This is a genomic window from Microbacterium fluvii, from assembly GCF_025515205.1.
Taxonomy (GTDB): Bacteria; Actinomycetota; Actinomycetes; order Actinomycetales; family Microbacteriaceae; genus Microbacterium; species Microbacterium fluvii.
In genome coordinates, this window is sequence record NZ_JAOPFX010000001.1 from 639701 (window position 1) to 663355 (window position 23655).

The window sequence follows — 23655 nt, forward strand, 5'->3', positions numbered from 1 at the left end:
TGTCGAGGTCCCTGAGCCTGTCGAGGTCCCTGAGCCTGTCGAAGGGCGCACCGTCGTCGTGCGCGTGCCGGCGACCAGTGCCAACCTCGGCCCGGGGTTCGACACCCTGGGACTGGCGCTGAGCATCTACGACGAGCTCACGGTCTCGGAGCTGCCCGCCGGTGAGCTGCGCATCGACGTCGAGGGGGAGGGCGCGAACGACGTTCCCCGCGACGAATCGAACCTCGTCGTGCAGGCGATCGCCTACACCTTCGCCGCGGTCGATCGACCTCTGCCCGGCCTCTGGCTGCGGGCGCGCAACGTGATCCCGCACGGCCGGGGTCTCGGTTCGTCGGGCGCCGCGGTGGTCTCCGGCATCCTCGCGGCCAAGGGACTGCTCGACGGCGTCGTCGAGATCGACGACGCGCTGCTGCTGCGGCTGGCGACCGAGATGGAGGGGCACCCCGACAACGTCGCGCCGGCCCTGTTCGGAGGCCTCACGATCGCCTGGACCGACGAGTCCGGCCCGCTGCACAAGAAGCTGCTCGTGCACCGCGGTGTCTCGCCGCTGGTCTTCGTCCCCGGCTTCACCATGTCGACCTCGCTCGCCCGCAGCCTGCAGCCGCTGCAGGTGCCGAGGGAGGACGCCGTTTTCAACGTGTCGCGCTCCGCCCTGCTGATCGCGGCGCTCACCCAGAGCCCCGAGCTGCTGATGTCGGCCACCGAAGACAAGCTGCACCAGGGCTACCGCGCCCAGGCCATGCCCGAGACCGACAAGCTCGTCCGAGGACTGCGCGCGGCGGGCTTCGCGGCGGTCGTCTCGGGTGCGGGCCCCAGCGTGCTGGTGCTCGCCGATGGGCCGGGGCAGCGGCTCGCGGCCGCGGAGCTGGTGGCCGAGATCACCGACACTCCCTGGGAGTCGCATATGCTCGCGGTCGACTTCAAGGGTGGTACAGTGAGGGAGCAGGCGGAGGATTCCCCGTAAACACGTGAATCTGGCCTCCGCCGCAATCTGCGAAACCCCCGCATAGCCCCCGCACGTGCGATCCGCTGCGCAGCCGTTCGGCTTGCAGCCTCGCCCCGGGCGGCCAGCGCAGAGTCCTGCGCTGCACGGCTCTATGCACTTCTGCACATTCGAAATCCGTTCCCACAAAGGAGAACTCGTGGAGTCCATCTCCGAGATCCAGTCCACCGACGTGCCCGCCGAGGAGCGCACCGACGCGCCCGCCGCCGAGGTCGCCGCCGAGACCGTCGAGGCCCCGGCCGAAGAGGCGCCCGCCGAAGAGACCCCCGCCGAGGAGGTCCCCGCTGAGGAGGCCCCCGCTGAGGCGCCCGCCGCCGAGCCCGAGCCCGCGGAGCCCGAGGCGCCCGTCGTCGAGGCGCCGGCCAAGCCCAAGCGCGCCCCCCGCCGAGCCAAGAAGCCCGCCGCCGAGGCCGCGCCCGAGCAGCCCGCCGACGCTCCGGCGCCCGCCGAGGTCGCCGAGGCGGCACCGGACGCCGCCGCCGAGCCCGTCGCAGACGCGGTCGAGGCCGACCAGGCCGCCGAGTCCGCGCCGACCGAGTCCGCGCCGACCGAGTCCGCGCCGACCGAGGGCGAGCAGCCTGCCGAGGCCGCTGAGCAGCCCGCCGACGGCGAGTCCGACGGCGACCAGCAGGCAGAGGGCGGCTCGAGCCGCAGCCGGAGCCGCTCGCGCAGCCGCAGCCGCAACCGCAACGGGCAGAACGCCCAGGGCGGTCAGAACCAGGGCGGCCAGAACGCCCAGAGCGGCCAGAACCAGGGCGGCGCCGAGGCGCAGCCTGCGGCATCCGCCGACGCCGACGACGAGGGCGGCCGCAACGGCCGCAACCGCCAGCGCAACAAGCGCCGCACCCAGGGTGCTGCGGGCGACGAGTTCGAGACCGAGATCGGCGAGGACGATGTGCTCATCCCGATCGCGGGCATCCTCGACGTGCTCGACAACTACGCCTTCGTGCGCACCACCGGGTACCTCCCCGGCCCGAGCGACGTGTACGTCTCGCTCGGCCAGGTCAAGAAGTACAACCTGCGCAAGGGCGACGCCGTCGTGGGCGCCATCAAGCAGCCCCGCGAGGGCGAGCAGTCGAGCCGCCAGAAGTACAACGCGCTGGTCAAGGTCGACGCCGTCAACGGTCTGTCGGTCGACGACGCCGCCGGACGCGTCGAGTTCGGCAAGCTGACGCCGCTGTACCCCCAGGAGCGCCTGCGCCTGGAGACCGCGCCCGAGAAGCTCACCCAGCGCATCATCGACCTGGTCGCTCCGATCGGCAAGGGCCAGCGCGGTCTCATCGTCGCGCCGCCCAAGGCCGGCAAGACGATCGTGCTGCAGCAGATCGCCAACGCCATCGCGATCAACAACCCCGAAGTGCACCTCATGGTCGTGCTCGTCGACGAGCGTCCTGAAGAGGTCACCGACATGCAGCGCACCGTCAAGGGCGAGGTCATCGCCTCGACCTTCGACCGCCCGGCAGAAGACCACACGACCGTCGCAGAGCTCGCCATCGAGCGTGCCAAGCGCCTGGTCGAGCTCGGCCGCGACGTCGTCGTGCTGCTCGACTCCATCACCCGCCTCGGTCGCGCCTACAACATCTCGGCGCCCACGAGCGGCCGCGTGCTCACCGGCGGTGTCGACGCCTCGGCGCTGTACCCGCCCAAGCGCTTCTTCGGCGCGGCGCGCAACATCGAGAACGGCGGATCGCTCACGATCCTGGCCACGGCGCTCGTGGAGACCGGCTCCAAGATGGACGACGTCATCTTCGAGGAGTTCAAGGGCACCGGCAACAGCGAGCTGCGCCTGTCGCGGCAGCTCGCCGACAAGCGCATCTTCCCGGCGGTCGACGTCAACGCGTCGTCCACGCGTCGCGAAGAGATGCTGATGTCGGCCGACGAGGTCAAGATCACCTGGAAGCTGCGCCGCGCCCTCGCCGGCCTCGACCCGCAGCAGGCCCTCGAGGTGGTGCTGGGCAAGCTCAAAGAGACCCAGTCCAACGTCGAGTTCCTCGTGCAGATGCAGAAGTCGATCCCGGCGCCCGCGCGCGACGCGCACGGCGGCGGGCACAGCCACGCGCACGACAACAGCATCCGCTGAGCGCTCGTGGCTGAACCCGCGATGTTCGAGTCGGTCAGAACGCTGATCGACGAGCACGCGGCCGTGCAGGAGGAGCTCTCCGACCCGGCCGTGCACGCCGACGCGTCCCGAGCAAAGCGGGTCAATCGGCGCTACGCCGAGCTGTCGAAGGTCGTGGCCGCCCACGAGGCGTGGCGGGCCGCATCCGACGATCTGGATGCCGCGCGCGAACTCGCGAAGGAAGACGACGCGTTCGCCGACGAGGTGCCCGCGCTCGAAGAGCGGCTGGCGGCGGCGCAGGAGAAGCTGCGGCGGCTGCTGATCCCTCGCGACCCCGACGACGCCCGTGATGTGATCATGGAGATCAAGCAGGGCGAGGGCGGCGCGGAGTCGGCGCTGTTCGCGGCCGACCTCCTGCGCATGTATCTGCAGTACGCCGCGTCGAAGGGCTGGAAGACCGAGCTGCTCGAGCGCAACGAGAGCGACCTGGGCGGCTACAAAGACGTGCAGGTGGCCCTCAAGGGCTCGAGCACCGACCCCGCGCAGGGGGTGTGGGCGCACCTGAAGTACGAGGGCGGCGTGCACCGCGTGCAGCGGGTGCCTGCCACCGAGTCGCAGGGGCGCATCCACACGTCGACGACGGGCGTGCTGGTCTTTCCCGAGGTCGACGAGCCCGAAGAGATCCAGATCGACCAGAACGACCTGAAGATCGACGTCTTCCGCTCGTCGGGCCCCGGCGGCCAGTCGGTCAACACGACCGACTCGGCCGTGCGCATCACGCACGTGCCCACCGGCATCGTCGTGTCGATGCAGAACGAGAAGAGCCAGCTGCAGAACCGCGAAGCCGGCATGCGGGTGCTGCGCGCACGGCTGCTCGCGAAGCAGCAGGAGGAGCGGGATGCCGCCGCCTCCGACGCGCGCCGCTCGCAGATCCGCGGCATGGACCGCTCCGAGCGCATCCGCACCTACAACTTCCCCGAGAACCGCATCGCCGATCACCGCACCGGCTACAAGGCGTACAACCTCGATCAGGTGATGGACGGTGCACTCGAGCCGGTCATCGACTCGCTCATCGCGGCCGACGAGGAGGAGCGCCTGGCGGCCCTCGCCGCCGACGCCTGAGCCGTGCCGCTCATGCCTGGCGCGGAATGGATGCCGGGGGCTACTCTGGCGCCATGATCATGTTCCTCATCCGCACGGCGATCTTCGTCGTCTCGGCCGCGCTCGGCATTCTCGTGGCGGACTGGATCCTCGCCGACTTCAACATCGTGTGGGGCGAGGGCGGGCTCTGGGGCTTCATCCTCGCGGTGGTGATCTACGCGATCCTGCAGAGCGTGCTCGCGCCGTGGACGGCGCGGTTCGCCCAGCGCAACGCTCCGGCGCTGCTGGGCGGCGTCGGCATCGTCTCGACGTTCCTCGCCCTGTTCGTCGTCTGGCTGCTGCCGATCGATGCGATCGAGATCACCGGATGGATCGGCTGGGTGCTGGGCCCGGTGATCGTCTGGCTCGTCACGGCGCTCGCGACGCTGCTGCTGCCGATGTTCTTCATCAAAGAGAAGGTGCAGGACCGCAAGAACGGCAAGTAGCGCCGCTCGCGTCAGATGAAGTACTCGGGGCCGGAGAGCAGAGCCCTGGTCTCCTCGTTGGTGCGGCGGCCGCGGGGCTTGGCGGGGATGCCGACGAGCACGCTGTCGGCCGGAGCATCGCGGGTGACCACGGCGTTGGCGCCGATCACCGAGCCCGCGCCGATCGTGATGGGGCCGAGCACCTTGGCGCCCGCGCCGATCGCGACGCCGTCTTCGATCGTGGGGTGGCGCTTGCCTCCCTCGCGCTGACGGCCGCCGAGGGTCACGCCGTGGTAGAGCATGACGTCGTCGCCGACCTCGGCGGTCTCGCCGATGACGACGCCGCTGCCGTGGTCGATGAAGAACCGCCGGCCGATGGTCGCGCCGGGGTGGATCTCGATGCCGGTGAGCCAGCGGGTGAGCTGCGATCCGGCGCGCGCGACGAACCGCGCGCGCCGGACCCACAGCGCATGCCACAGACGGTGGGCCCAGATCGCGTGGAGCCCCGGGTACAGCAGCGCGATCTCGGCCGTACTGCGTGCGGCGGGATCACGCAGCTTGGCAGCCGCGAGGTCTTCTCGGATTCGAGCCCAGGCGCCCATCAGTCTTCGCGGATGTCTTCGAACAGCGCGGTGGTGATGTAGCGCTCGCCCGTGTCGGGGATGATCACGACGACCTTCTTGCCGGCGTTCTCGGGGCGCTGCGCGACCTGGATGGCAGCCCACGCGGCGGCGCCGGACGAGATGCCCACGAGCAGGCCCTCCTGCGCGGCGAGGGCGCGCGAGGTGGCGATCGCGTCTTCGAACTCGACGCCGACGACCTCGTCGTAGATCGTGGTGTCGAGGATCGGCGGCACGAAGTTCGGGCCGATGCCCTGGATCTTGGCGGGGCCGGGGGTGCCGGTCGACAGCAGCGGCGAGGCGGTGGGCTCGACGGCGATGACCTTGACGTCGGGGTTGCGCTCCTTGAGCACCTGGCCGACGCCGGTGATGGTGCCGCCCGTGCCGACGCCGGCGACGAAGATGTCGACCTGACCGTCGGTGTCGCGCCAGATCTCCTCGGCGGTCGTCTTGCGGTGGATCGCGGGGTTCGCCTCGTTCTCGAACTGGCGGGCCAGGATCGCGCCGGGGGTCTCCTCGACGATGCGGGTCGCCTCGGCCACGGCCGCCTTCATGCCGCCGGCGGGGTCGGTGAGTACGAGGTCGGCGCCGAAGGCCTTGAGCAGCACGCGGCGCTCCTTCGACATCGAGGCGGGCATCGTGAGGATGACCTTGTAGCCGCGGGCGGCGCCGGCCAGGGCCAGCGCGATGCCGGTGTTGCCGCTGGTGGCCTCGACGATCGTGCCGCCGGGCTTCAGGACGCCCGCCTCTTCGGCGGCGTTGAGGATCGCGATGCCGAGGCGGTCCTTGACCGACGAACCGGGGTTGAAGTACTCGAGCTTCGCGTACACCTCCGCGCCGGCATCACCGGTGACGCGGTTGAGCTTGACCAGCGGCGTGTTGCCGAACGCGGTCGTGATGTCGGAATGGATGCCGGGCATGTCTGGCCTTTCGGGATGTCGGTCTTTGACAGCGAACAAGCCTATGCGCGTGACTGTTCCCGCGTCCTTTTGTGACGAATCGCGACGGAACCGATGCTTCCGCCCCCGCGTAGGCTGGGACCAGCCATGTCCGAATCCCCCCACTCTTCCGCGCCCCTCGGCGCGGCCCTCCGCGGCGCCGCCGACACTCTGGCGCGCGCCGGCGTCGGCGACCCGCTGGTCGACGCGGAGCTGCTGGTCGCGCACGTGCTCGGCACGAGTCGCGGCGACGTGCAGGCGGCGGCAATCCGCGGCGACGCGCTCGAGCCTGCGGCATCGGCCGCCCTCGACGAGCTGGTCGCGCGCCGCGCCGCGCGCGAGCCGCTGCAGCACCTCACCGGGCGCGCGCCGTTCCGCCATCTCGAGCTTCGGGTGGGGCCGGGCGTCTTCGTGCCCAGACCCGAGACCGAGATCGTCGCGCAGCTCGCGATCGACGCGCTGCGGGCCGCGGCATCCCCGTCTCCGATCGCCGTCGACCTCGGCGCCGGCAGCGGCGCGATCGCCCTCGCGATGGCGACCGAGGTGCCGCACGCCAGGGTGTTCGCCGCAGAGAACTCGGTCGACGCGTTCATCTGGACGAAGGAGAACTTCGCCGAGGTCGGCGCCGACAACGCGCAGCTCGCCTTCATCGACCTCGAGCACGCGTTCGCCGAGCTCGACGGCACCGTCTCGGTCGTCGCCTCCAACCCGCCGTACGTGCCGGACGCCGCGATCCCGCGCGACCCCGAGGTGCGCTTCTTCGATCCTCCCGCCGCCCTCTACGGCGGCGACGACGGCCTCGACGTCGTGCGGGTGCTGAGCGGAGTGGGCCTCCGCCTCGCGCACCCCGGCGGTGTGATCGTCATCGAGCACGGCGAGTGGCAGGGTGCCGAGATCCGGCGGATCCTCACCGCCGACGGGTGGCGGGCGGCATCCACGCATCCCGATCTCACGATGCGCGACCGCGCCACGACGGCGCTGCATCCCTGACCTGCTCACAGGTCGGCGGCGCCCTGGCGCCTAGACTGGACCGGATATGTCCACGCTCTTCGACTGCCGTGACGAGTCGCAGCTGCTGCCGGGGCTTCGCCAGGCCCGCCAGGCGATCGGCCGCGGCGAACTCGTCGTGCTGCCCACCGACACCGTCTACGGCGTCGCCGCCGATGCCTTCAGCCCTCGGGCCGTGCAGCGCCTGCTCGACGCCAAGGGCCGTGGACGCCAGTCGCCGCCTCCCGTGCTCGTGGCGGGGGAGGGGATGCTGCGCGCCCTCGTCGCCGAAGTGCCCGAGCCGGTCGAGCGTCTCGTCGCGGCGTTCTGGCCGGGGGGACTCACGATCGTGCTGCCCTCGCAGCCGTCGCTGAGCTGGGACCTGGGCGAGACCCACGGCACCGTCGCGGTGCGCATGCCCGACCACCGCCTCGTGCGCGAGCTCATCGAGGAGACAGGGCCGCTGGCCGTCTCGAGCGCCAACCTGACCGGCAAGGCGGCCGCGGTCGTCGCGATCGACGCGCAGGACATGCTGGGCGACTCGGTGGCCGTCTATCTCGACGACGGGGCCTCCGACACCGGCATCGCCTCCACGATCGTCGACGCCACGGGCCTGACCGGCGGCGGCACCGGCGTCGTGCGGGTGCTGCGGGAGGGCGCCGTCGACCGCGAGCGGCTCCGCGAGGTGCTCGGCGATGCGCTTGAGCCCGACCCGCAGCCGCCGGGTGAGGCGGCGTGAGGAACCACCTCTTCATCGTCCTGCTCACCGCCACCGTGACGCTCGTGCTGGCGTGGGTCGTCTGGCGACTGAGCATGCGGTACAAGCTCTACCCCGGCATCCGCGAGCGCGACGTGCACAAGACGCCGACGCCGCGCCTCGGGGGCATCGCGATGTTCCTGGGCGTCGTGGCGGCCTTTCTCATCTCGTCGCAGATGGAGAACTTCCAGACGTTCTGGGTCGACCCGGCCACGCCCTGGTCGATCCTGCTGGCCACCCTGCTGATCGTGCTGGTCGGAGTCGCCGACGACCTGTGGGACCTCGACTGGACGATCAAGCTCGCCGCCCAGTTCCTCGCCGCGTGGATCGTCGCCTGGTACGGCGGGCTGCAGATCTACTCGCTGCCGATCGGCGGCATCGCGGTGGGCTCGAGCACCGTGAGCATCGTGCTCACGGTCTTCGCGATCGTCATCGTGATGAACGCCGTCAACTTCATCGACGGCCTCGATGGCCTCGTCGCGGGGGTCAGTCTGATCGCCAACGGCGTGTTCTTCGTCTACTCCTACCTGCTGCTGCGCGAGTTCACCACGAGCAACTTCTCGCTGGCCACCTTCCTGGCCGCGGCGCTCATCGGCGCGTGCGCGGGGTTCCTGCCGCTGAACTGGAAGCCCGCGAAGCTGTTCATGGGCGACGCCGGCGCGCTCATGCTGGGCCTGCTGATGGCCTGCTCGGCGATCGCCATCACCGGCCAGATCCCGCCGTCGGTGCTCGGCTCCGACGAGTTCGGCCGCTCCCAGCTGCTGGGTGCCTTCATCCCGATCCTGCTGCCGGTGGTCGTGGTGCTGCTGCCCCTACTCGACTTCGGCATGGCGGTGCTGCGCCGCATGCGCGCCGGCAAGTCGCCCTTCTCGCCCGACCGCAAGCACCTGCATCATCGGATGCTCGACATGGGCCACTCCGACCGCGACGCCGTGCTGATCTTCTATGCCTGGACGGCCGTCGTGAGCCTGTCGTTCCTGCTGATGTTCATCGGCACGACCGCCGACTGGCCGGGGGAGTACCTGCTGGGACTTCTGTTCGGCATCGTCGGGGCGATCGCCTGCCTGACCGTGACCTTCCTGCCGTCGCGAAAGACCGCGCCGGCCCGCACCCCGGAGCCCGTGAGATGACATCGAACCCCGTCACCAGCACCCCGATCCTGCGCACGACCCTCGCCTGGTCCGGCATCGTCACGGCGGTGCTCGCCGTGCTGGCAGGGGTCGTCGGCTACCTCGCCGGCGGTACGAATGGCCTCTGGAGCGGACTGGTGGGGGTGCTCGTGGCCGCCGTCTTCCTCGCGATCACGGGCATCAGCATCCTGATCGCCAACCGCTGGTACGGCGACGACCTCTACGTCCCGATCTTCTTCGGCGTCGTGCTCGGCGGGTGGCTGCTGAAGTTCGTCGTGTTCATCGTGGCCCTGCTGCTGCTGAGGGGGCAGCCGTGGATCGACACGACGGTGTTCTTCCTCGCCGTGGTCGTCAGCGTGCTCGCCTCGCTCGCGGTCGACGTCGTCGTGCTGCTGAAGATGCGCGTGCCGCAGATCGACGTCGAACTGCCCTCCGCAGACCCCGACGACGACGGCGGTATCACACCCAGCGGGGACTCAGGCACGCCGCGAGTTTGATAGGGTTGTCTCGCGCCCGCGCCTCTCGTCCAGAGCGATCGCGCGGTGTCGCCCACCGACCATCGTCGCCCCGGATTCATCCGGTGCCCCGAAGCTGGAGCCAGCGCTGTTCACCCAAGCTGCGACACTGATCACCCACGCCGCTGAAGACGGAGGGTTCCACGCCCCGTCGATCAACGAGTTCTTCCCCGCGGTCCTCTTCGAGATCGGCGGCATCCCGGTCACGCGCGTGCACCTCATCCAGTTCATCGCGACGATCGCCCTCGTGCTGGTGTTCTGGCTCGGCACGCGCGGCATGACGATCGTGCCCCGTCGCTTCCAGAGCGTCGTCGAGATGGGTCTGGGCTTCGCCCGCGACAACATCGCGCACGACCTGCTCGGCAAGAAGGACGGAGATCGGTTCCTGCCGATCCTCACGACGATCTTCTTCATGATCCTGTTCATGAACATCACGGGCATCATCCCGTTCCTGAACCTCGCCGGCACCGCCATCATCGCCGTGCCGCTGCTGCTGGCCATCGTCAGCTACGTGACCTTCATCTACGCCGGCATCAAGAAGAGCCCCAAGAACTTCTTCAAGAACTCGCTGTTCCCCGCCGGCGTCCCGTGGCCGATCTACATCATCGTCACGCCGATCGAGCTGATCTCGACCTTCATCATCCGCCCGGTCACGCTCACGCTGCGACTGCTCATGAACATGATGGTCGGCCACCTGCTGCTGGTGCTGTTCTTCTCGGCCACGCAGTTCTTCCTCTTCACGATGGGCGGCTGGTGGTCGCTGCTGGCGGCGGGCTCGCTCGCCTTCGGCTTCGCCTTCACGCTGTTCGAAATCCTGGTGGCCGTCCTCCAGGCCTATGTCTTCGCCCTCCTCACCGCGGTCTACATCCAGCTCGCGGTGGCGGAAGAGCACTAAGCGGGTCGGCTCAGCGCCGCCCACAACCCCGAAAGGAAAACCCCGTGGACGCAACTACGGTTCTCGCCTCGGTCTCCGGCTCCATCGCGACGGTCGGCTACGGCCTCGCGGCGATCGGCCCGGCCATCGGCGTGGGCATCGTCGTCGGCAAGACGATCGAGGGCGTCGCCCGTCAGCCCGAGCTGGCCGGCCGCCTTCAGGTGCTCATGTGGATCGGTATCGCCTTCACCGAGGCGCTCGCCTTCATCGGCATCGCCACCGCCTTCATCTTCGGCTACTGATCACCGCCCGAACTGTTAAGGAGACAGGATGCTGAACGCTCTTGTCACGTTCGCAGCGGAGGAGGCGGAGACTCCGAATCCGCTCATCCCCGCGTGGTACGACATCATCTGGTCGGCCGTGTGCTTCGTCATCATCCTCTTCGTGTTCTGGAAGGTCGCCCTTCCCCGCTTCACGAAGATGCTCGACGAGCGCGCCGCGGCGATCGAAGGCAACATCGCCAAGGCCGACGAGGCCCAGCGCAAGGCCGAGGCCGCTCTCGAGGAGTACACGGCACAGTTGGCCGACGCCCGCAAGGAGGCCGGTGTCATCCGTGACGCGGCCCGCGAAGACGGCAAGAAGATCGTCGCAGAGGCCAAGGATGCCGCCACCGCCGAGGCGGATCGGGTCACCGCATCCGCCCGCGCGCAGATCGACGCCGAGCGTCAGGCGGCCCTCGTGTCGCTGCGCGGCGAGGTCGGGACGCTCGCGCTGGATCTGGCCGGCGGCGTGATCGGGGAGACCCTGTCGGACGACAAGAAGGCCCAGGCCGTCGTCGACCGGTTCCTCGCCGAGATCGAAGCGTCAGAGACGGCGGCCAAGTAATGGGCAGCGCGACCACTCAGGCACTCGCGGCTGCGGGCGACGCCCTTCGGGCGACCGCCGGAGTCGACCTCGACGTCGCCGGCGAGCTGTTCGTCGCCTCGCGCGCCCTGGGCGACTCGTCGCAGCTGAGCGGCGCGCTGGCAGACCCTGCAGCCTCCGTCGAGCTGCGGGCGAAGGTCGTCGCCGAGGTGTTCGGCGCAGCGAGCGCCACGACGCGCTCGCTGCTGACGATGCTCGTGGGCCAGCGCTGGTCGCGGGCGGCGGACCTCGTCGAGGCCACCGAGGAGCTCGCGATCCGCTCTGCGGCCATCGCGGCCCCCGACGCCGACGTCGAAGGGGAGCTGTTCCGCTTCTCGCGCACGGTGGCGGCCAACCCCGATCTCGAGCTGGCGCTCGGCAGTCGGCTCGGCGACGCGGCGGCCAAGGGCGACCTCGTTCGGACGCTCCTGTCGGGCCGTGCCAGCGAAGCGACCACGCTCATCGCGTCGGCGCTCGTGCAGCAGCCCCGCGAGCGCCGCGTGCGGCGACTGCTGACCTGGGCGACGACCCTGGTCGCAGACCAGCGTGGGCGCAAGGTGGCCACGGTCACCACGGCCACCCCTCTGAGCGACGCGCAGATCGACCGACTGGTCGCCTCGCTCTCTCAGCGCTACGAGACCCCGGTCGCGGTGAACACCGTCGTCGACCCGGGTGTGATCGGCGGCGTGCGGGTGCAGATCGCTGACGACGTGATCGACGCCAGCGTCGCGTCGCGTCTGGCCGACCTGCGTCAGCGCCTCGCCGGCTGAAGACGTCCCGCCGCACGGCGGAGTGATTTCGGGGCCGCAGGCCCCACAGATACGCACCTACCAAAGGGAAGACAATGGCAGAACTCTCCATCAGCCCCGACGTCATTCGTGACGCGCTGAAAGACTTCGTCGCCGCCTACGAGCCCACCGGCGCCGCCGCGACCGAGATCGGCACCGTCATCGACGCCGCCGACGGCATCGCGCACGTCGAGGGCCTGCCGGGCGTCATGGCGAACGAACTGGTCGTCTTCGCAGACGGCACGCAGGGCCTGGCCCTGAACCTCGACGAGCACGAGATCGGTGTCGTCGTGCTCGGCGAGTTCGCCGGCATCGAGGCCGGTCAGCAGGTCACCCGCACCGGCGAGGTGCTGTCGGTGCCCGTCGGCGACGGCTACCTCGGTCGCGTCGTCGACCCGCTCGGCACCGCGATCGACGGTCTCGGCGAGATCGCCACGGTCGGCCGCCGCGCCCTCGAGCTGCAGGCGCCCGGCGTCATGCAGCGCAAGAGCGTGCACGAGCCGATGCAGACCGGCATCAAGGCGATCGACGCGATGATCCCGATCGGCCGCGGTCAGCGCCAGCTCATCATCGGCGACCGCCAGACCGGCAAGACCGCCATCGCGATCGACACGATCATCAACCAGAAGGCCAACTGGGAGTCGGGCGACCCGACCAAGCAGGTGCGCTGCATCTATGTCGCGATCGGCCAGAAGGGCTCGACCATCGCCTCGGTCCGAGGCGCGCTCGAAGACGCCGGCGCCATGGAGTACACGACGATCGTCGCGGCCCCCGCATCCGACCCTGCGGGCTTCAAGTACCTCGCCCCCTACACCGGCTCGGCCATCGGCCAGCACTGGATGTACGAGGGCAAGCACGTCCTGATCATCTTCGACGACCTGTCGAAGCAGGCCGAGGCCTACCGCGCCGTGTCGCTGCTGCTGCGTCGCCCGCCGGGCCGCGAGGCCTACCCCGGCGACGTCTTCTACCTGCACTCGCGTCTGCTCGAGCGCTGCGCGAAGCTGAGCGACGAGCTGGGCGCGGGTTCGATGACGGGTCTTCCCATCATCGAGACCAAGGCCAACGATGTGTCGGCTTACATCCCGACCAACGTGATCTCGATCACCGACGGCCAGATCTTCCTGCAGTCCGACCTGTTCAACGCCAACCAGCGCCCCGCGGTCGACGTGGGCATCTCGGTCTCGCGCGTCGGCGGCGACGCCCAGGTCAAGTCGATCAAGAAGGTCTCCGGCACGCTCAAGCTCGAGCTGGCGCAGTACCGCTCGCTCGAGGCGTTCGCGATGTTCGCCTCCGACCTCGACGCCGCCTCGCGCCGTCAGCTCGACCGCGGTGCGCGCCTGACCGAGCTGCTCAAGCAGCCGCAGTACTCGCCGTACCCCGTCGAGGAGCAGGTCGTCTCGATCTGGGCCGGCACCAACGGCAAGCTCGACACGATCGAGGTCGAGGACGTGCTGCCGTTCGAGCGCGAGCTGCTGGACTACCTGCGCCGCAACACGAAGATCCTCGACACGCTCCGCGACACGAACGTGCTGGACGACGACACGCTGGCAGAGCTCGAGAAGGTCACCGACACCTTCATCCTCGAGTTCCAGTCGGGCAAGGGCCAGGCCATCGCCAAGCCCGGGCACGAGGAGGTCGCCGCGGCCGACGAGGCCGACGTCAACCAGGCGCAGATCGTCAAGGGCCGTCGCTGACCTCGAGCCGAGACAAGGACCATGGGCGCACAACTGCGGGTCTATAAGCAGAAGATCACCTCTGCTCAGACCACCAAGAAGATCACGAAGGCGATGGAACTCATCGCGGCTTCGCGCATCCAGAAGGCGATGGCGCGGGTTCGCGCGTCGTCTCCCTTCGCGCAGGCCGTGACGCGTGCCGTCTCCGCCGTGGCGACGCACTCGAACATCGACCACCCCCTCACGCACGAGCGCGAGGTGATCCGCCGCTCCGCGGTGGTGATCTTCGCCTCCGACCGTGGGCTCGCGGGCGCGTTCAACTCGCAGATCCTCCGTGAGGGCCTCGAGCTGGGCGAGCTGCTGCGCCAGCAGGGCAAGGAGCCGGTCTACTACCTCATCGGCCGCAAGGCCGTCGGGTACTTCCAGTTCCGCGGCATGAAGGCGGCCGCGGAGTGGACGGGCGACACCGACACGCCGCACTTCTCCACGGCCGAGGCGATCGCGCAGGAGCTGCTCGACGCCTACGACCGCGGCGGCGACGAGGGCGGCGTCGACGAGATCAACCTCGTCTACAACCGCTTCGTGAGCATGATCACCCAGGAGCCGGAGCGGGTGCGCCTGCTCCCGCTCGAGGTCGTCGAGGCGGACGACGCGGATGCTGCGGCTGCCGCATCCGTCTACCCGCTCTACGAGTTCGAGCCCGAGGCCGGCGTCGTGCTCGACCAGATCCTGCCGGTCTACATCCAGAGCCGGGTCTTCAACGCCCTCCTGCAGTCGTCGGCGGCCAAGCACGCCGCGACGCAGAAGGCGATGAAGTCGGCCAGCGACAACGCCGACAAGCTCATCACCGACTACACCCGCCTGCGCAACAACGCGCGCCAGGCCGAGATCACGCAGCAGATCGCCGAGATCGTCGGCGGCGCCGACGCTCTGGCGTCGGGCAAATAGACCACACGAAAGAGAAGAAGCCATGAGCCTCACCGCACAGGAGTCCGCGACCACGGTCGTCGGTCGCGTCGCGCGCGTCACCGGCCCCGTCGTCGACATCGAGTTCCCGCACGACTCGATCCCCGACATCTACAACGCGCTCAAGACGACGATCACGATCGAGGGGGAGTCGACCGAGATCACCCTCGAGGTCGCCCAGCACCTCGGCGACGACCTCGTCCGCGCCATCGCCCTCAAGCCCACCGACGGCGTCGTGCGCGGGCAGGAGGTGCGCGACACCGGCGGCCCCATCTCGGTGCCCGTCGGCGACGTCACCAAGGGCAAGGTCTTCAACGTCACCGGTGACGTGCTCAACGCGGAGCCCGGCGAGAAGATCGAGATCACCGAGCGCTGGGGCATCCACCGCCAGGCTCCCGCCTTCGACCAGCTCGAGTCGAAGACCCAGATGTTCGAGACGGGCATCAAGGTGATCGACCTGCTCACCCCCTACGTGCAGGGTGGCAAGATCGGCCTGTTCGGCGGCGCGGGCGTCGGCAAGACCGTCCTCATCCAGGAGATGATCCAGCGCGTCGCGCAGGACCACGGCGGTGTGTCGGTGTTCGCCGGTGTCGGCGAGCGCACGCGTGAGGGCAACGACCTCATCCACGAGATGGAAGACGCCGGCGTGTTCGACAAGACCGCGCTCGTGTTCGGCCAGATGGACGAGCCGCCGGGGACGCGTCTTCGCGTGGCCCTCTCGGCCCTCACGATGGCGGAGTACTTCCGCGACGTGCAGAACCAGGACGTGCTGCTGTTCATCGACAACATCTTCCGGTTCACGCAGGCAGGTTCCGAGGTCTCGACGCTGCTGGGCCGCATGCCCTCGGCCGTGGGCTACCAGCCGAACCTCGCCGACGAGATGGGTGTGCTCCAGGAGCGCATCACCTCGACCCGCGGTCACTCGATCACCTCGCTCCAGGCGATCTATGTGCCCGCCGACGACTACACCGACCCGGCGCCGGCGACCACGTTCGCCCACCTCGACGCCACGACCGAGCTCTCCCGTGAGATCGCGTCGAAGGGTCTGTACCCCGCCGTCGACCCGCTCGCCTCGACGAGCCGCATCCTCGACCCCCGCTACATCGGCGCCGACCACTACCGCGTGGCCATCGCCGTGAAGCAGATCCTGCAGAAGAACAAGGAGCTGCAGGAGATCATCGCGATCCTCGGCGTCGACGAGCTCTCCGAAGAGGACAAGGTCGTCGTCGCCCGCGCGCGCCGCATCCAGCAGTTCCTCTCGCAGAACACCTACATGGCCAAGAAGTTCACCGGCGTCGAGGGCTCCACGGTCCCGATCAAGGAGACCATCGAGTCGTTCGACGCGATCGTCAAGGGCGACTTCGACCACGTGGCCGAGCAGGCCTTCTTCAACGTCGGCGGCATCTCCGACGTCGAAGAGAAGTGGGCGAAGATCCAGAAGGAGAACGCCTGAGATGGCTCTGAACGTCAGTCTCGTCTCGGCCGAGGAGGAAGTCTGGGCGGGTGAAGCCTCGCTCGTGGTCGCCAAGACCATCCTCGGCGAGATCGGCTTCATGCCTGGGCACGAGCCGGTGCTGGCGATCCTGGCCGAAGGTCAGGTGCGCATCACGCAGCCCGACGGCACGAAGGTGGTCGCCGACGCCCAGGACGGGTTCCTCTCGTTCGAAGCCGACGTGGTGACGATCGTGGCCGGCAACGCCGCGCTGGTCGCCTGACGCTCTCACAACCCTCGAGAAACCACATCCGGCAGACGCCGGGTGTGGTTTCTCGCTTCTGCGGAACATGTTGATCCTCCTTCCCCCCTCAGAGACCAAGCGCGCCGGCGGGGCCGGGGCGCGCCTCGACCCCGCGGGGCTCGCCCTGCCCGAGCTCGCGCCGCAGCGCACCGCCGTGGTCTCCGCCCTCGTCGCGCTGTCGGCCGATGCCGATGAGGCGGCGCGCGTGCTCAAGCTCGGCGCCACGCAGCGCGGCGAGGTGGCCGTGAACGCGGCGCTGCCTGCGGCGCCGACGATGCCCGCGGTCGATCGCTACACCGGCGTGCTGTTCGACGCGCTCGATGCCGCCACGCTCGACTCCGCGGCGCGCCGCTGGCTCGGCGCGCACGTGCTGATCCACTCGGCGCCGTTCGGGCCGGTCTCGGCGCTCGATGCGATCCCGTCGTACCGGCTCGGTGCGGCCGTGCGGCTGCCCGGGCTGCCGGCGCTGAAGAAGCTGTGGGCGGATGCGGTGACCTCCGCATTCGCGAGTGCTGCGCCGTGGTTCGTGCTCGATCTGCGCAGCGAGGCCTACGTCGCGCTCGGGCCGGTGCCGGCGACGCTGCCGTCCGCCTATGTGCGGGTGGTGACGGAGGGTGCCGACGGTGCCGTGCGTGCGCTCAACCACTTCAACAAGCATGCCAAGGGCGAGCTCGTGCGCCGGCTGGCGCAGGATCGGCCGCGCGTCTCGAGTCGCGCCGGACTGCTGCGCTGGGCGGATGCCGCCGGGGTGCGCCTGCGCGACGGTGCGGCGGGGGAGCTCGAACTCGTCGTCTGAGTGCCGCGACTGCGGCGCGCTCACCTCGATGGGGACTGTCGGGTCAGTCGCGGGTGTTGTCGGCGGTGCGCTGGGTGTTCTCGGCGATGGCGATGAGGGCCACGACGGCCTCGATCACGAACCGCAGCACGATGATCGCGAGGAACGTGATCAGCGGCACCAGGATCACCGTCGACACGATCAGCGAGATGCCGCCGCCGACGTTGTACCAGAGCAGCCCGATCGCGTTGACGATGCCGGTGACGAAGTAGACGATGAAGCCGATCGCGATGACGGCGAGCCCGACGATGTAGAAGACGCTGGCCAGGCGACGCGTGATGAACGTGCGGAACGACACGTCGAAGAGTGCGGCGAAGAAACCTCGCCCCACCTCGAGCGCATCGTCGGCGAGAGCGGCGGGAACACCCGTGTCGTCGATGTCGGCGGTCGGGGCGGTGGGGGCCTGGGCGGCGCGCGCTGCCTCCTCGGCCGAGCGCGGTGGCAGCGGCGGGGGAGTCGGGGTGGTGTCGCTCATCGGGGTCCTTTCGGGTCGGGTCTCAGGCTATCCACCGCACCGTGCCGAGGCGAGAGGCTGGTGAGCGGGCCGCGTGGATGGCTAGCATGGCGCCAATGCGGCCGTGCGCCGCTCGACCCGGGAGGTTCGGATGCAGTACGACGACTATTCGTCGGGCGCCGCGCTGGCGTTCTTCGCGTTCTTCACCGTGTTCGGCATCATCGTGGCGATCGCCGTCTATGTCGTGACGGCCTGGTTCCTCATGAAGGTGTTCGACAAGGCCGGTGTGCAGGGGAGGTGGCGCGCGTGGGTCCCCGTGTACAACTACATGGTCTTCTCCAAGCTCGGCGACCTGAGCCCCTGGCTGATCCTCATCGCGTGGGGCGTGGCGATCGTGTTCTCGTGGGTGCCGGGGCTCAATGCGCTGCTGTTCCTGCTCGTGCAGGTCGTGTCGCTCCTGGCAGCCTGGCGCGTGGGGCTGAAGCTGCAGAAGGAGGCCGTCTGGCTGATCCTCTACTTCTTCCTGCCGTTCGTGTGGCTCGGCATCCTCGCGTTCGACCGCTCGCGGTGGAACACGTCGGTCCCGGCCGCGCCGTGGGCGGGCAACTCGTTCCTCTCCGATTCGACGGTGTGGGAGGGCGTGCCGAGCCAGGTGCCGGCGGGTGGTTTTCCGCCGAACCCCGTCACGAACCCCGGCGCCTATCCGCCGCCGGCCGGCTACCAGCCGCCCCCTCCCGGATACCAGCCTCCGCCCGCACCCGGCGCCGCGCAGCCCCCTGCCGCTCCGCCCTCGGCTCCGCCCGCCGCAGAGCCCCCGGCTCCGCCCGCCGCGACGCAGCCGACGGTTCCGCCGACCGAGCCTCCTGCCCCGCCGACGGCGCCGCCGACCGAGCCTCCTGCCCCGCCCGCGGCACCTCCGGCTCCGCCGACCGAGCCGCCCGCCGCGAGCCCGCCGACCGAGGAGCCGCCTGCCCCCAAGGTCTGAGGGCGCCGGTAGCGTGGGGGGATGACTTCGGAGATCCCCCTGCGCCGCGTCGGCGCATCCGGCCTGCTCGTGTCGGCCGTCGGCCTCGGCTGCAACAACTTCGGCCGCCCCGGCACCCGCACCGAATCACTCGAGGGCACCCGCGCCGTGATCGATGGCGCCATCGACGCGGGCGTCACGTTCCTCGACACCGCCGACATCTACGGGGGAGAGCCAGGGCTCTCGGAGACCCTCATGGGCGAAGCGCTCAAGGGGCGTCGCGACGAGGTCGTGCTCGCGACGAAGTTCGGGCACTCGGTGTTCCCCGCGGGGATCCCCGGCTCGGCCCGCGGGTCGCGCACCTACGTGCGACGCGCGGTCGAGGCGTCGCTCCGGCGCCTGCAGACCGACTGGATCGACCTGTACCAACTGCACACGCCCGACGCGCACACCCCGATCGACGAGACCCTCGACGCGCTCGAAGACCTCGTCCGCGAGGGCAAGGTGCGCTACGTCGGCCACTCGAACTTCGAGGGCTGGCGCATCGCCGAGGCCGAGTTCACAGCGCGCGAGCGCCGCAGCATCCGCTTCGTCTCCGCCCAGAACCACTACAGCCTGCTCGCCCGCGCGGCCGAGCGCGAGGTGCTGCCGGCGGCCGAGCGCTACGGGCTCGGGTTCTTCCCGTTCTTCCCGCTGCACAACGGCCTGCTGACAGGCAAGTTCAGCCGCGACAGCGCGCCGCAGGATTCGCGCATCATGCGGCAGCGCCGGCATGTGTGGGAAGACGCGCCGTGGGACGCACTGGAGGCGTATCAGCGCTTCTGCGACGAACGGGGCATCACGATGCTCGAGGCGACGTACGGGTGGATGCTGTCGCATCCGGTCGTCTCCAGCGTCATCGCCGGGGCGACCTCCGCGGAGCAGGTGCGTGCGAACGCCGCCGCGGGCAGCGCCTGGACGCCCACGGCCGACGACCTCGCCGAGATCGACGCGCTGCTGCCGCTGCCGGCCGACCCCGGCGCGCAGGTGTGAACCCGGTTCGCTGAGAGCGGATCGCGTCGCGGTGGCCCGCGCGCGTCGACAGGCGTAGCGTCGGGTTTCGTGCGGCCCGGATGGGTCGCCGGAAGGGGGACCGCGTGCTCGGCCGTCTGCTCGTGCGCTATCTGAGCCCGGCGTGGCTTCTCATCACCGCTGTCGTGGTCTTCCAGCTCGCGCAGTCCATCGCCTCGCTCATGCTGCCGACGCTCAACGCCGACATCATCGACAACGGCGTGGTCACCGGAGACATCGACTACATCTGGCGCACCGGCGGAGTCATGCTGGCGGTCAGCCTCGTTCAGGTGATCTGCTCGATCGTGGCGGTGTACTTCGGGTCACGGCTCGCGATGGGCATGGGGCGCGACATGCGGTCGGACTTCTTCCATCGCGTCGTCGCCTTCTCGCAGCGCGAGGTCGGGCAGTTCGGCGCAGCTTCGCTGATCACGCGCAACACGAACGACGTGCAGCAGGTGCAGATGCTCGTGCAGATGTCGGCGACGGTCATGGTGTCGGCGCCCATGCTCGCGATCGGCGGCGTGATCATGGCGGTGCGCCAGGACGTCGGGCTGTCGTGGCTGATGGCGGTCGCGGTGCCGGTGCTGCTGCTGATCGTCTCGCTCATCGTCGTGCGGATGGTGCCGGCGTTCAGCCAGATGCAGGCCCGCATCGACCGGGTCAACCAGATCATGCGCGAGCAGCTGACCGGCATCCGCGTCGTCCGAGCCTTCGTGCGAGAAGACCAGGAGCGGGCACGGTTCGCCGGCGCCAGCGGCGACGTCATGGAGACGGCGCTGCGAGCGGGCAACCTCATGGCGCTGATGTTCCCGGCCGTCATGCTCGTCATGAACCTCTCCTCGGTCGCGGTGATCTGGTTCGGGGCTTTCCAGGTGCAGGACGAGGGCGTGCAGATCGGCACCCTGTTCGCGTTCCTGAACTACCTCATGCAGATCCTCATGGGCGTCATGATGGCGACCTTCATGTTCGTGATGATCCCTCGCGCCACCGTGTGCGCCGACCGCATCGGCGAGGTGCTGCAGACCGAGCCCTCGGTCGAGGCTCCGGCCGACCCCGTGGCACCGCCCGTTCCGGTCGGCAAGGTGCAGTTCGACGGGGTCGACTTCGCCTACCCCGGCGCCGAGGACGCCGTGCTGCACGACCTGCGGTTCTCGGTCGAGGCGGGCACCACGACGGCGATCATCGGCTCGACGGGGTCGGGCAAGACGACCCTCATCGGTCTGATCGCGCGGCTGTTCGATGCGACGGGAGGCGCCCTGCGGGTCGACGGCGTGGATGTGCGCGACTACGACCCCGACGAACTCTGGCGCCGCATCGGGCTCGTGCCGCAGCGGGCGTTCCTGTTCTCGGGCAGCATCGCCTCGAACCTGCGCTACGGCGCCGCCGAGGCCACCGACGCCGATCTGTGGGAGGCGCTGGAGATCGCGCAGGCCGCCGACTTCGTCCGGTCGCTGCCCGAGCAGCTGGCAGCACCCATCGCCCAGGGCGGCACGAACGTCTCCGGCGGTCAGCGCCAGCGGCTGGCGATCGCCCGCGCCCTGGTGAAGCGGCCGGAGATCTATGTGTTCGACGACTCGTTCTCGGCCCTCGATCTGAGCACGGATGCGGCCCTCCGCCGGGCCCTCGAGACGAGCCTTCCCGACTCCACGCGCGTCATCGTCGCACAGCGCGTGTCGACCATCCGGCACGCGGATCAGATCGTCGTGCTCGACCACGGCCGGATCGTGGGGCTCGGTCCCCACGACGACCTCGTCGAGACCTGTCCGACGTATCGAGAGATCGTGGAGTCCCAGCTCGCGGCGGAGGAGGCGGCATGAGCGGCGCACAGGCGGGCAGGCCCGCTCCCGGCCGCGGCCCTCGCGGCGGTCCCGGTTCGGTCGCCCCTCCCGGCGAGAAGGCGCAGAACTTCGGGCCGAGCGCCAAGCGGCTGCTGGGCACCATGCGCGCAGAGCGTGCGCTGCTCGTGCTCGTCGTCGTGCTGGGCGCCCTCAGCGTCACCCTCAACGTGCTCGGACCCAAGCTGCTGGGCGAAGGCACGAACCTGGTCTTCGCGGGCTTCATCTCGCTGCAGGTGCCCGACGGCATGACCAAGCAGCAGGTGATCGACGGCCTCATCGCCTCGGGCAACCAGCAGCAGGCCGACATGCTCGCGCCGATGGAGTTCACCCCCGGCGCCGGCATCGACTTCGCCGCCCTCGGTCGCATCCTCCTCATCGTCTTGACGGTGTACGTGCTGGCCGCGATCTTCGGCTGGCTGCAGGCGCGGATCCTCAACGGCGTCGTGCAGCGGTCGATGAACAAGCTGCGCATCCAGGTCGAGGAGAAGATCCACCGACTGCCGCTGTCGTACTTCGACCGCGTGCAGCGCGGTGAGCTGCTCAGCCGCGTCACCAACGACGTCGACAACATCGGCCAGACGATGCAGCAGACGCTCTCGCAGGTCGTCGTGTCACTGCTGACGGTCATCGGCGTGCTCGTGATGATGTTCGTCATCTCGCCCCTGCTGGCCGTCATCGCGCTCGTGACGATCCCGCTCACGATCGTCGTCACCGTCGTCGTGGCCAAGCGCTCGCAGAAGCTGTTCGTCGCCCAGTGGGCGGCGACCGGCGTGCTCAACGCGCGCGTGGAGGAGACCTTCTCGGGCCATTCGGTCGTCAAGGTCTTCGGCCACCAGCGTGCCGTCGAGTCGGACTTCCGCGGCGAGAACGAGGAGGTCTACAAGGCCAGCTTCGGGGCGCAGTTCATCTCGGGCATCATCATGCCGTCGATGATGTTCATCGGAAACCTCGTCTACGTCGCGATCGCCGTCGTCGGCGGGCTGCAGGTGGCGAACGGGCTCATGTCGATCGGCGACGTGCAGGCCTTCATCCAGTACTCCCGCCAGTTCACTCAGCCGCTGAGCCAGCTCGGCTCGATGGCGAACCTGCTGCAGTCGGGCATCGCCAGCGCCGAGCGCGTCTTCGAGCTGCTCGACGAGCAGGAGCAGACCCCCGACGCAGACCCGGCAGAGACCGTCGACCCCTCCGCGGGCGAGCTCGACTTCGCCTCCGTCGCCTTCCGCTACTCGCCCGACAAGCCGCTGATCGACGACCTGGCCCTCCAGGCACACCCCGGCAGCACGGTCGCGATCGTGGGGCCGACCGGCGCGGGCAAGACGACCCTCGTGAACCTCATCATGCGCTTCTACGACGTGGATGCCGGGAGCATCTCGCTCGGCGGTCTCGACACGCGACGCATGACCCGTGCCGACCTCCGCTCGCGCACCGGCATGGTGCTGCAGGACACGTGGCTGTTCTCGGGGACGATCCGCGAGAACATCGCCTACGGGCGTCCCGACGCGAGCGAGGAGGAGATCGTCGAGGCCGCCACGGCCGCCTATGTCGACCGGTTCGTGCATGCCCTGCCCGACGGCTACGACACGATGCTCGACGACGAGGCCACCAACCTCTCGGTCGGCGAGCGGCAGCTCGTCACGATCGCCCGCGCCTTCCTCGCCGACCCGCGGCTGCTGATCCTCGACGAGGCGACGAGCTCTGTCGACACCCGCACCGAGCTGCTCATCCAGCGCGCGATGTCGCGCCTGCGTCAGGACCGCACGTCGTTCGTCATCGCCCACCGGCTCTCCACGATCCGCGATGCCGACCTCATCCTGGTGATGGAGCACGGTTCGATCGTCGAGCAGGGCGATCACGACAGCCTGCTCGCCGCGCGCGGGGCCTACTGGCGCCTGTACAACGCGCAGTTCGAAGCGCCGGTCGAAGGCGAGCCCGACCCGGTCCACTAGGATGTGAGCACGCGACTTCCTGGCGCGACCCCTGAACCTGGAGGACGAGGC

General features: G+C 69.5%; 24 protein-coding genes. 21 read left to right on the forward strand and 3 right to left on the reverse strand.

Going from position 1 to position 23655, the window contains the following annotated elements:
• The first annotated feature begins 58 nt into the window (after positions 1–58).
• The 4 genes from thrB to OAW74_RS02850 all read left to right on the forward strand — a co-directional run bounded on the left by thrB (position 59) and on the right by OAW74_RS02850 (position 4648).
• Positions 59–964 (forward strand): homoserine kinase, encoded by a 906-nt coding sequence (gene thrB, locus OAW74_RS02835; RefSeq protein ID WP_262873908.1) that lies wholly within the window; start codon positions 59–61, stop codon positions 962–964.
• Positions 965–1142: 178 nt separating this feature from the next.
• Positions 1143–3083 carry a transcription termination factor Rho gene (gene rho / locus OAW74_RS02840; RefSeq protein ID WP_262872818.1) on the forward strand — a complete coding sequence of 647 codons (1941 nt, stop codon included), beginning with the start codon at positions 1143–1145 and terminating at the stop codon, positions 3081–3083.
• 21 nt (positions 3084–3104) lie between these two features.
• The gene (gene prfA / locus OAW74_RS02845) at positions 3105–4184 is read left to right on the forward strand and encodes a peptide chain release factor 1 (protein ID WP_262873909.1); all 1080 of its coding nucleotides are present in this window, start codon (positions 3105–3107) and stop codon (positions 4182–4184) included.
• A gap of 53 nt (positions 4185–4237) precedes the next feature.
• Positions 4238–4648 carry a hypothetical protein gene (locus tag OAW74_RS02850; protein ID WP_262872819.1) on the forward strand — a complete coding sequence of 137 codons (411 nt, stop codon included), beginning with the start codon at positions 4238–4240 and terminating at the stop codon, positions 4646–4648.
• 11 nt (positions 4649–4659) lie between these two features.
• Here the strand turns inward: OAW74_RS02850 and epsC are convergent, their stop codons facing one another.
• Both epsC and cysK read right to left on the reverse strand, forming a co-directional pair.
• The gene (epsC, locus tag OAW74_RS02855) at positions 4660–5229 is read right to left on the reverse strand and encodes a serine O-acetyltransferase EpsC (protein ID WP_262872820.1); all 570 of its coding nucleotides are present in this window, start codon (positions 5227–5229) and stop codon (positions 4660–4662) included.
• On the reverse strand, positions 5229–6167 hold the full coding sequence (cysK, locus tag OAW74_RS02860; RefSeq protein WP_262872821.1) for a cysteine synthase A: 939 nt from the start codon (positions 6165–6167) through the stop codon (positions 5229–5231). Before cysK ends, epsC begins: the two co-directional genes overlap by 1 nt.
• Before the next feature lie 126 nt (positions 6168–6293).
• On the opposite strand from cysK, the gene prmC reads away from it, so the two are divergent.
• The 13 genes from prmC (at position 6294) to OAW74_RS02925 (ending at position 17310) form a co-directional block, all read left to right on the forward strand.
• Positions 6294–7175: a peptide chain release factor N(5)-glutamine methyltransferase gene (gene prmC / locus OAW74_RS02865; RefSeq protein ID WP_262872822.1), complete on the forward strand. Its 882-nt coding sequence runs from the start codon at positions 6294–6296 to the stop codon at positions 7173–7175.
• Positions 7176–7221: 46 nt separating this feature from the next.
• Entirely contained in the window at positions 7222–7911 is a 690-nt protein-coding gene (locus OAW74_RS02870) for an L-threonylcarbamoyladenylate synthase (protein ID WP_262872823.1), read from the forward strand.
• On the forward strand, positions 7908–9059 hold the full coding sequence (locus OAW74_RS02875) for an MraY family glycosyltransferase (RefSeq protein WP_262872824.1): 1152 nt from the start codon (positions 7908–7910) through the stop codon (positions 9057–9059). The genes OAW74_RS02870 and OAW74_RS02875 overlap by 4 nt, the downstream gene beginning before the upstream one ends.
• The gene (locus OAW74_RS02880; protein ID WP_262872825.1) at positions 9056–9556 is read left to right on the forward strand and encodes a hypothetical protein; all 501 of its coding nucleotides are present in this window, start codon (positions 9056–9058) and stop codon (positions 9554–9556) included. Before OAW74_RS02875 ends, OAW74_RS02880 begins: the two co-directional genes overlap by 4 nt.
• Before the next feature lie 127 nt (positions 9557–9683).
• Positions 9684–10469 (forward strand): F0F1 ATP synthase subunit A, encoded by a 786-nt coding sequence (atpB, locus tag OAW74_RS02885; protein WP_378733656.1) that lies wholly within the window; start codon positions 9684–9686, stop codon positions 10467–10469.
• Positions 10470–10513: 44 nt separating this feature from the next.
• Positions 10514–10750: an ATP synthase F0 subunit C gene (atpE, locus tag OAW74_RS02890; protein ID WP_262872826.1), complete on the forward strand. Its 237-nt coding sequence runs from the start codon at positions 10514–10516 to the stop codon at positions 10748–10750.
• A gap of 28 nt (positions 10751–10778) precedes the next feature.
• Positions 10779–11333 carry a F0F1 ATP synthase subunit B gene (locus OAW74_RS02895; protein ID WP_262872827.1) on the forward strand — a complete coding sequence of 185 codons (555 nt, stop codon included), beginning with the start codon at positions 10779–10781 and terminating at the stop codon, positions 11331–11333.
• Positions 11333–12121, forward strand: coding sequence for a F0F1 ATP synthase subunit delta (locus tag OAW74_RS02900; RefSeq protein WP_262872828.1), 789 nt, complete (start codon positions 11333–11335; stop codon positions 12119–12121). Before OAW74_RS02895 ends, OAW74_RS02900 begins: the two co-directional genes overlap by 1 nt.
• A 74-nt stretch (positions 12122–12195) precedes the next feature.
• A complete protein-coding gene (gene atpA / locus OAW74_RS02905) occupies positions 12196–13833 on the forward strand; it encodes a F0F1 ATP synthase subunit alpha (protein WP_262872829.1) in 1638 nt (545 codons plus the stop codon).
• A gap of 21 nt (positions 13834–13854) precedes the next feature.
• Positions 13855–14760, forward strand: a complete 906-nt coding sequence (locus OAW74_RS02910) for a F0F1 ATP synthase subunit gamma (RefSeq protein WP_262872830.1) — start codon at positions 13855–13857, stop codon at positions 14758–14760.
• A 22-nt stretch (positions 14761–14782) separates the two neighbouring features.
• Positions 14783–16231: a F0F1 ATP synthase subunit beta gene (gene atpD / locus OAW74_RS02915; RefSeq protein WP_262872831.1), complete on the forward strand. Its 1449-nt coding sequence runs from the start codon at positions 14783–14785 to the stop codon at positions 16229–16231.
• 1 nt (position 16232) lies between these two features.
• Complete coding sequence (locus OAW74_RS02920; RefSeq protein WP_262872832.1) at positions 16233–16493, forward strand: F0F1 ATP synthase subunit epsilon; 261 nt, start codon at positions 16233–16235, stop codon at positions 16491–16493.
• Between the two features lie 67 nt (positions 16494–16560).
• Complete coding sequence (locus tag OAW74_RS02925; protein ID WP_262872833.1) at positions 16561–17310, forward strand: YaaA family protein; 750 nt, start codon at positions 16561–16563, stop codon at positions 17308–17310.
• 43 nt (positions 17311–17353) lie between these two features.
• On the opposite strand, the gene OAW74_RS02930 is transcribed toward OAW74_RS02925, so the two are convergent.
• Positions 17354–17824 (reverse strand): DUF4282 domain-containing protein, encoded by a 471-nt coding sequence (locus OAW74_RS02930; RefSeq protein ID WP_262872834.1) that lies wholly within the window; start codon positions 17822–17824, stop codon positions 17354–17356.
• Positions 17825–17954: 130 nt separating this feature from the next.
• Between OAW74_RS02930 and OAW74_RS02935 the strand changes: the two genes are divergently transcribed.
• The 4 genes from OAW74_RS02935 (at position 17955) to OAW74_RS02950 (ending at position 23604) form a co-directional block, all read left to right on the forward strand.
• The gene (locus OAW74_RS02935) at positions 17955–18788 is read left to right on the forward strand and encodes a large exoprotein (protein ID WP_262872835.1); all 834 of its coding nucleotides are present in this window, start codon (positions 17955–17957) and stop codon (positions 18786–18788) included.
• Between the two features lie 21 nt (positions 18789–18809).
• On the forward strand, positions 18810–19799 hold the full coding sequence (locus tag OAW74_RS02940) for an aldo/keto reductase (protein ID WP_262872836.1): 990 nt from the start codon (positions 18810–18812) through the stop codon (positions 19797–19799).
• 104 nt (positions 19800–19903) lie between these two features.
• Entirely contained in the window at positions 19904–21637 is a 1734-nt protein-coding gene (locus OAW74_RS02945; protein ID WP_262872837.1) for an ABC transporter ATP-binding protein, read from the forward strand.
• Positions 21634–23604 carry an ABC transporter ATP-binding protein gene (locus OAW74_RS02950; RefSeq protein WP_262872838.1) on the forward strand — a complete coding sequence of 657 codons (1971 nt, stop codon included), beginning with the start codon at positions 21634–21636 and terminating at the stop codon, positions 23602–23604. Before OAW74_RS02945 ends, OAW74_RS02950 begins: the two co-directional genes overlap by 4 nt.
• Positions 23605–23655: the final 51 nt, after the last annotated feature.

Coding starts and splice junctions, on each gene's coding strand:
- prmC (WP_262872822.1), top strand. CDS start 6,294: ATGTCCGAATCCCCCCACTCTTCCGCGCCCCTCGGCGCGGCCCTCCGC.
- OAW74_RS02920 (WP_262872832.1), top strand. CDS start 16,233: ATGGCTCTGAACGTCAGTCTCGTCTCGGCCGAGGAGGAAGTCTGGGCG.
- prfA (WP_262873909.1), top strand. CDS start 3,105: ATGTTCGAGTCGGTCAGAACGCTGATCGACGAGCACGCGGCCGTGCAG.
- OAW74_RS02900 (WP_262872828.1), top strand. CDS start 11,333: ATGGGCAGCGCGACCACTCAGGCACTCGCGGCTGCGGGCGACGCCCTT.
- epsC (WP_262872820.1), bottom strand. CDS start 5,229: ATGGGCGCCTGGGCTCGAATCCGAGAAGACCTCGCGGCTGCCAAGCTG.
- atpD (WP_262872831.1), top strand. CDS start 14,783: ATGAGCCTCACCGCACAGGAGTCCGCGACCACGGTCGTCGGTCGCGTC.
- cysK (WP_262872821.1), bottom strand. CDS start 6,167: ATGCCCGGCATCCATTCCGACATCACGACCGCGTTCGGCAACACGCCG.
- OAW74_RS02930 (WP_262872834.1), bottom strand. CDS start 17,824: ATGAGCGACACCACCCCGACTCCCCCGCCGCTGCCACCGCGCTCGGCC.
- OAW74_RS02880 (WP_262872825.1), top strand. CDS start 9,056: ATGACATCGAACCCCGTCACCAGCACCCCGATCCTGCGCACGACCCTC.
- OAW74_RS02925 (WP_262872833.1), top strand. CDS start 16,561: ATGTTGATCCTCCTTCCCCCCTCAGAGACCAAGCGCGCCGGCGGGGCC.
- OAW74_RS02940 (WP_262872836.1), top strand. CDS start 18,810: ATGACTTCGGAGATCCCCCTGCGCCGCGTCGGCGCATCCGGCCTGCTC.
- OAW74_RS02870 (WP_262872823.1), top strand. CDS start 7,222: ATGTCCACGCTCTTCGACTGCCGTGACGAGTCGCAGCTGCTGCCGGGG.
- OAW74_RS02935 (WP_262872835.1), top strand. CDS start 17,955: ATGCAGTACGACGACTATTCGTCGGGCGCCGCGCTGGCGTTCTTCGCG.
- OAW74_RS02850 (WP_262872819.1), top strand. CDS start 4,238: ATGATCATGTTCCTCATCCGCACGGCGATCTTCGTCGTCTCGGCCGCG.
- OAW74_RS02950 (WP_262872838.1), top strand. CDS start 21,634: ATGAGCGGCGCACAGGCGGGCAGGCCCGCTCCCGGCCGCGGCCCTCGC.
- OAW74_RS02895 (WP_262872827.1), top strand. CDS start 10,779: ATGCTGAACGCTCTTGTCACGTTCGCAGCGGAGGAGGCGGAGACTCCG.
- OAW74_RS02910 (WP_262872830.1), top strand. CDS start 13,855: ATGGGCGCACAACTGCGGGTCTATAAGCAGAAGATCACCTCTGCTCAG.
- atpA (WP_262872829.1), top strand. CDS start 12,196: ATGGCAGAACTCTCCATCAGCCCCGACGTCATTCGTGACGCGCTGAAA.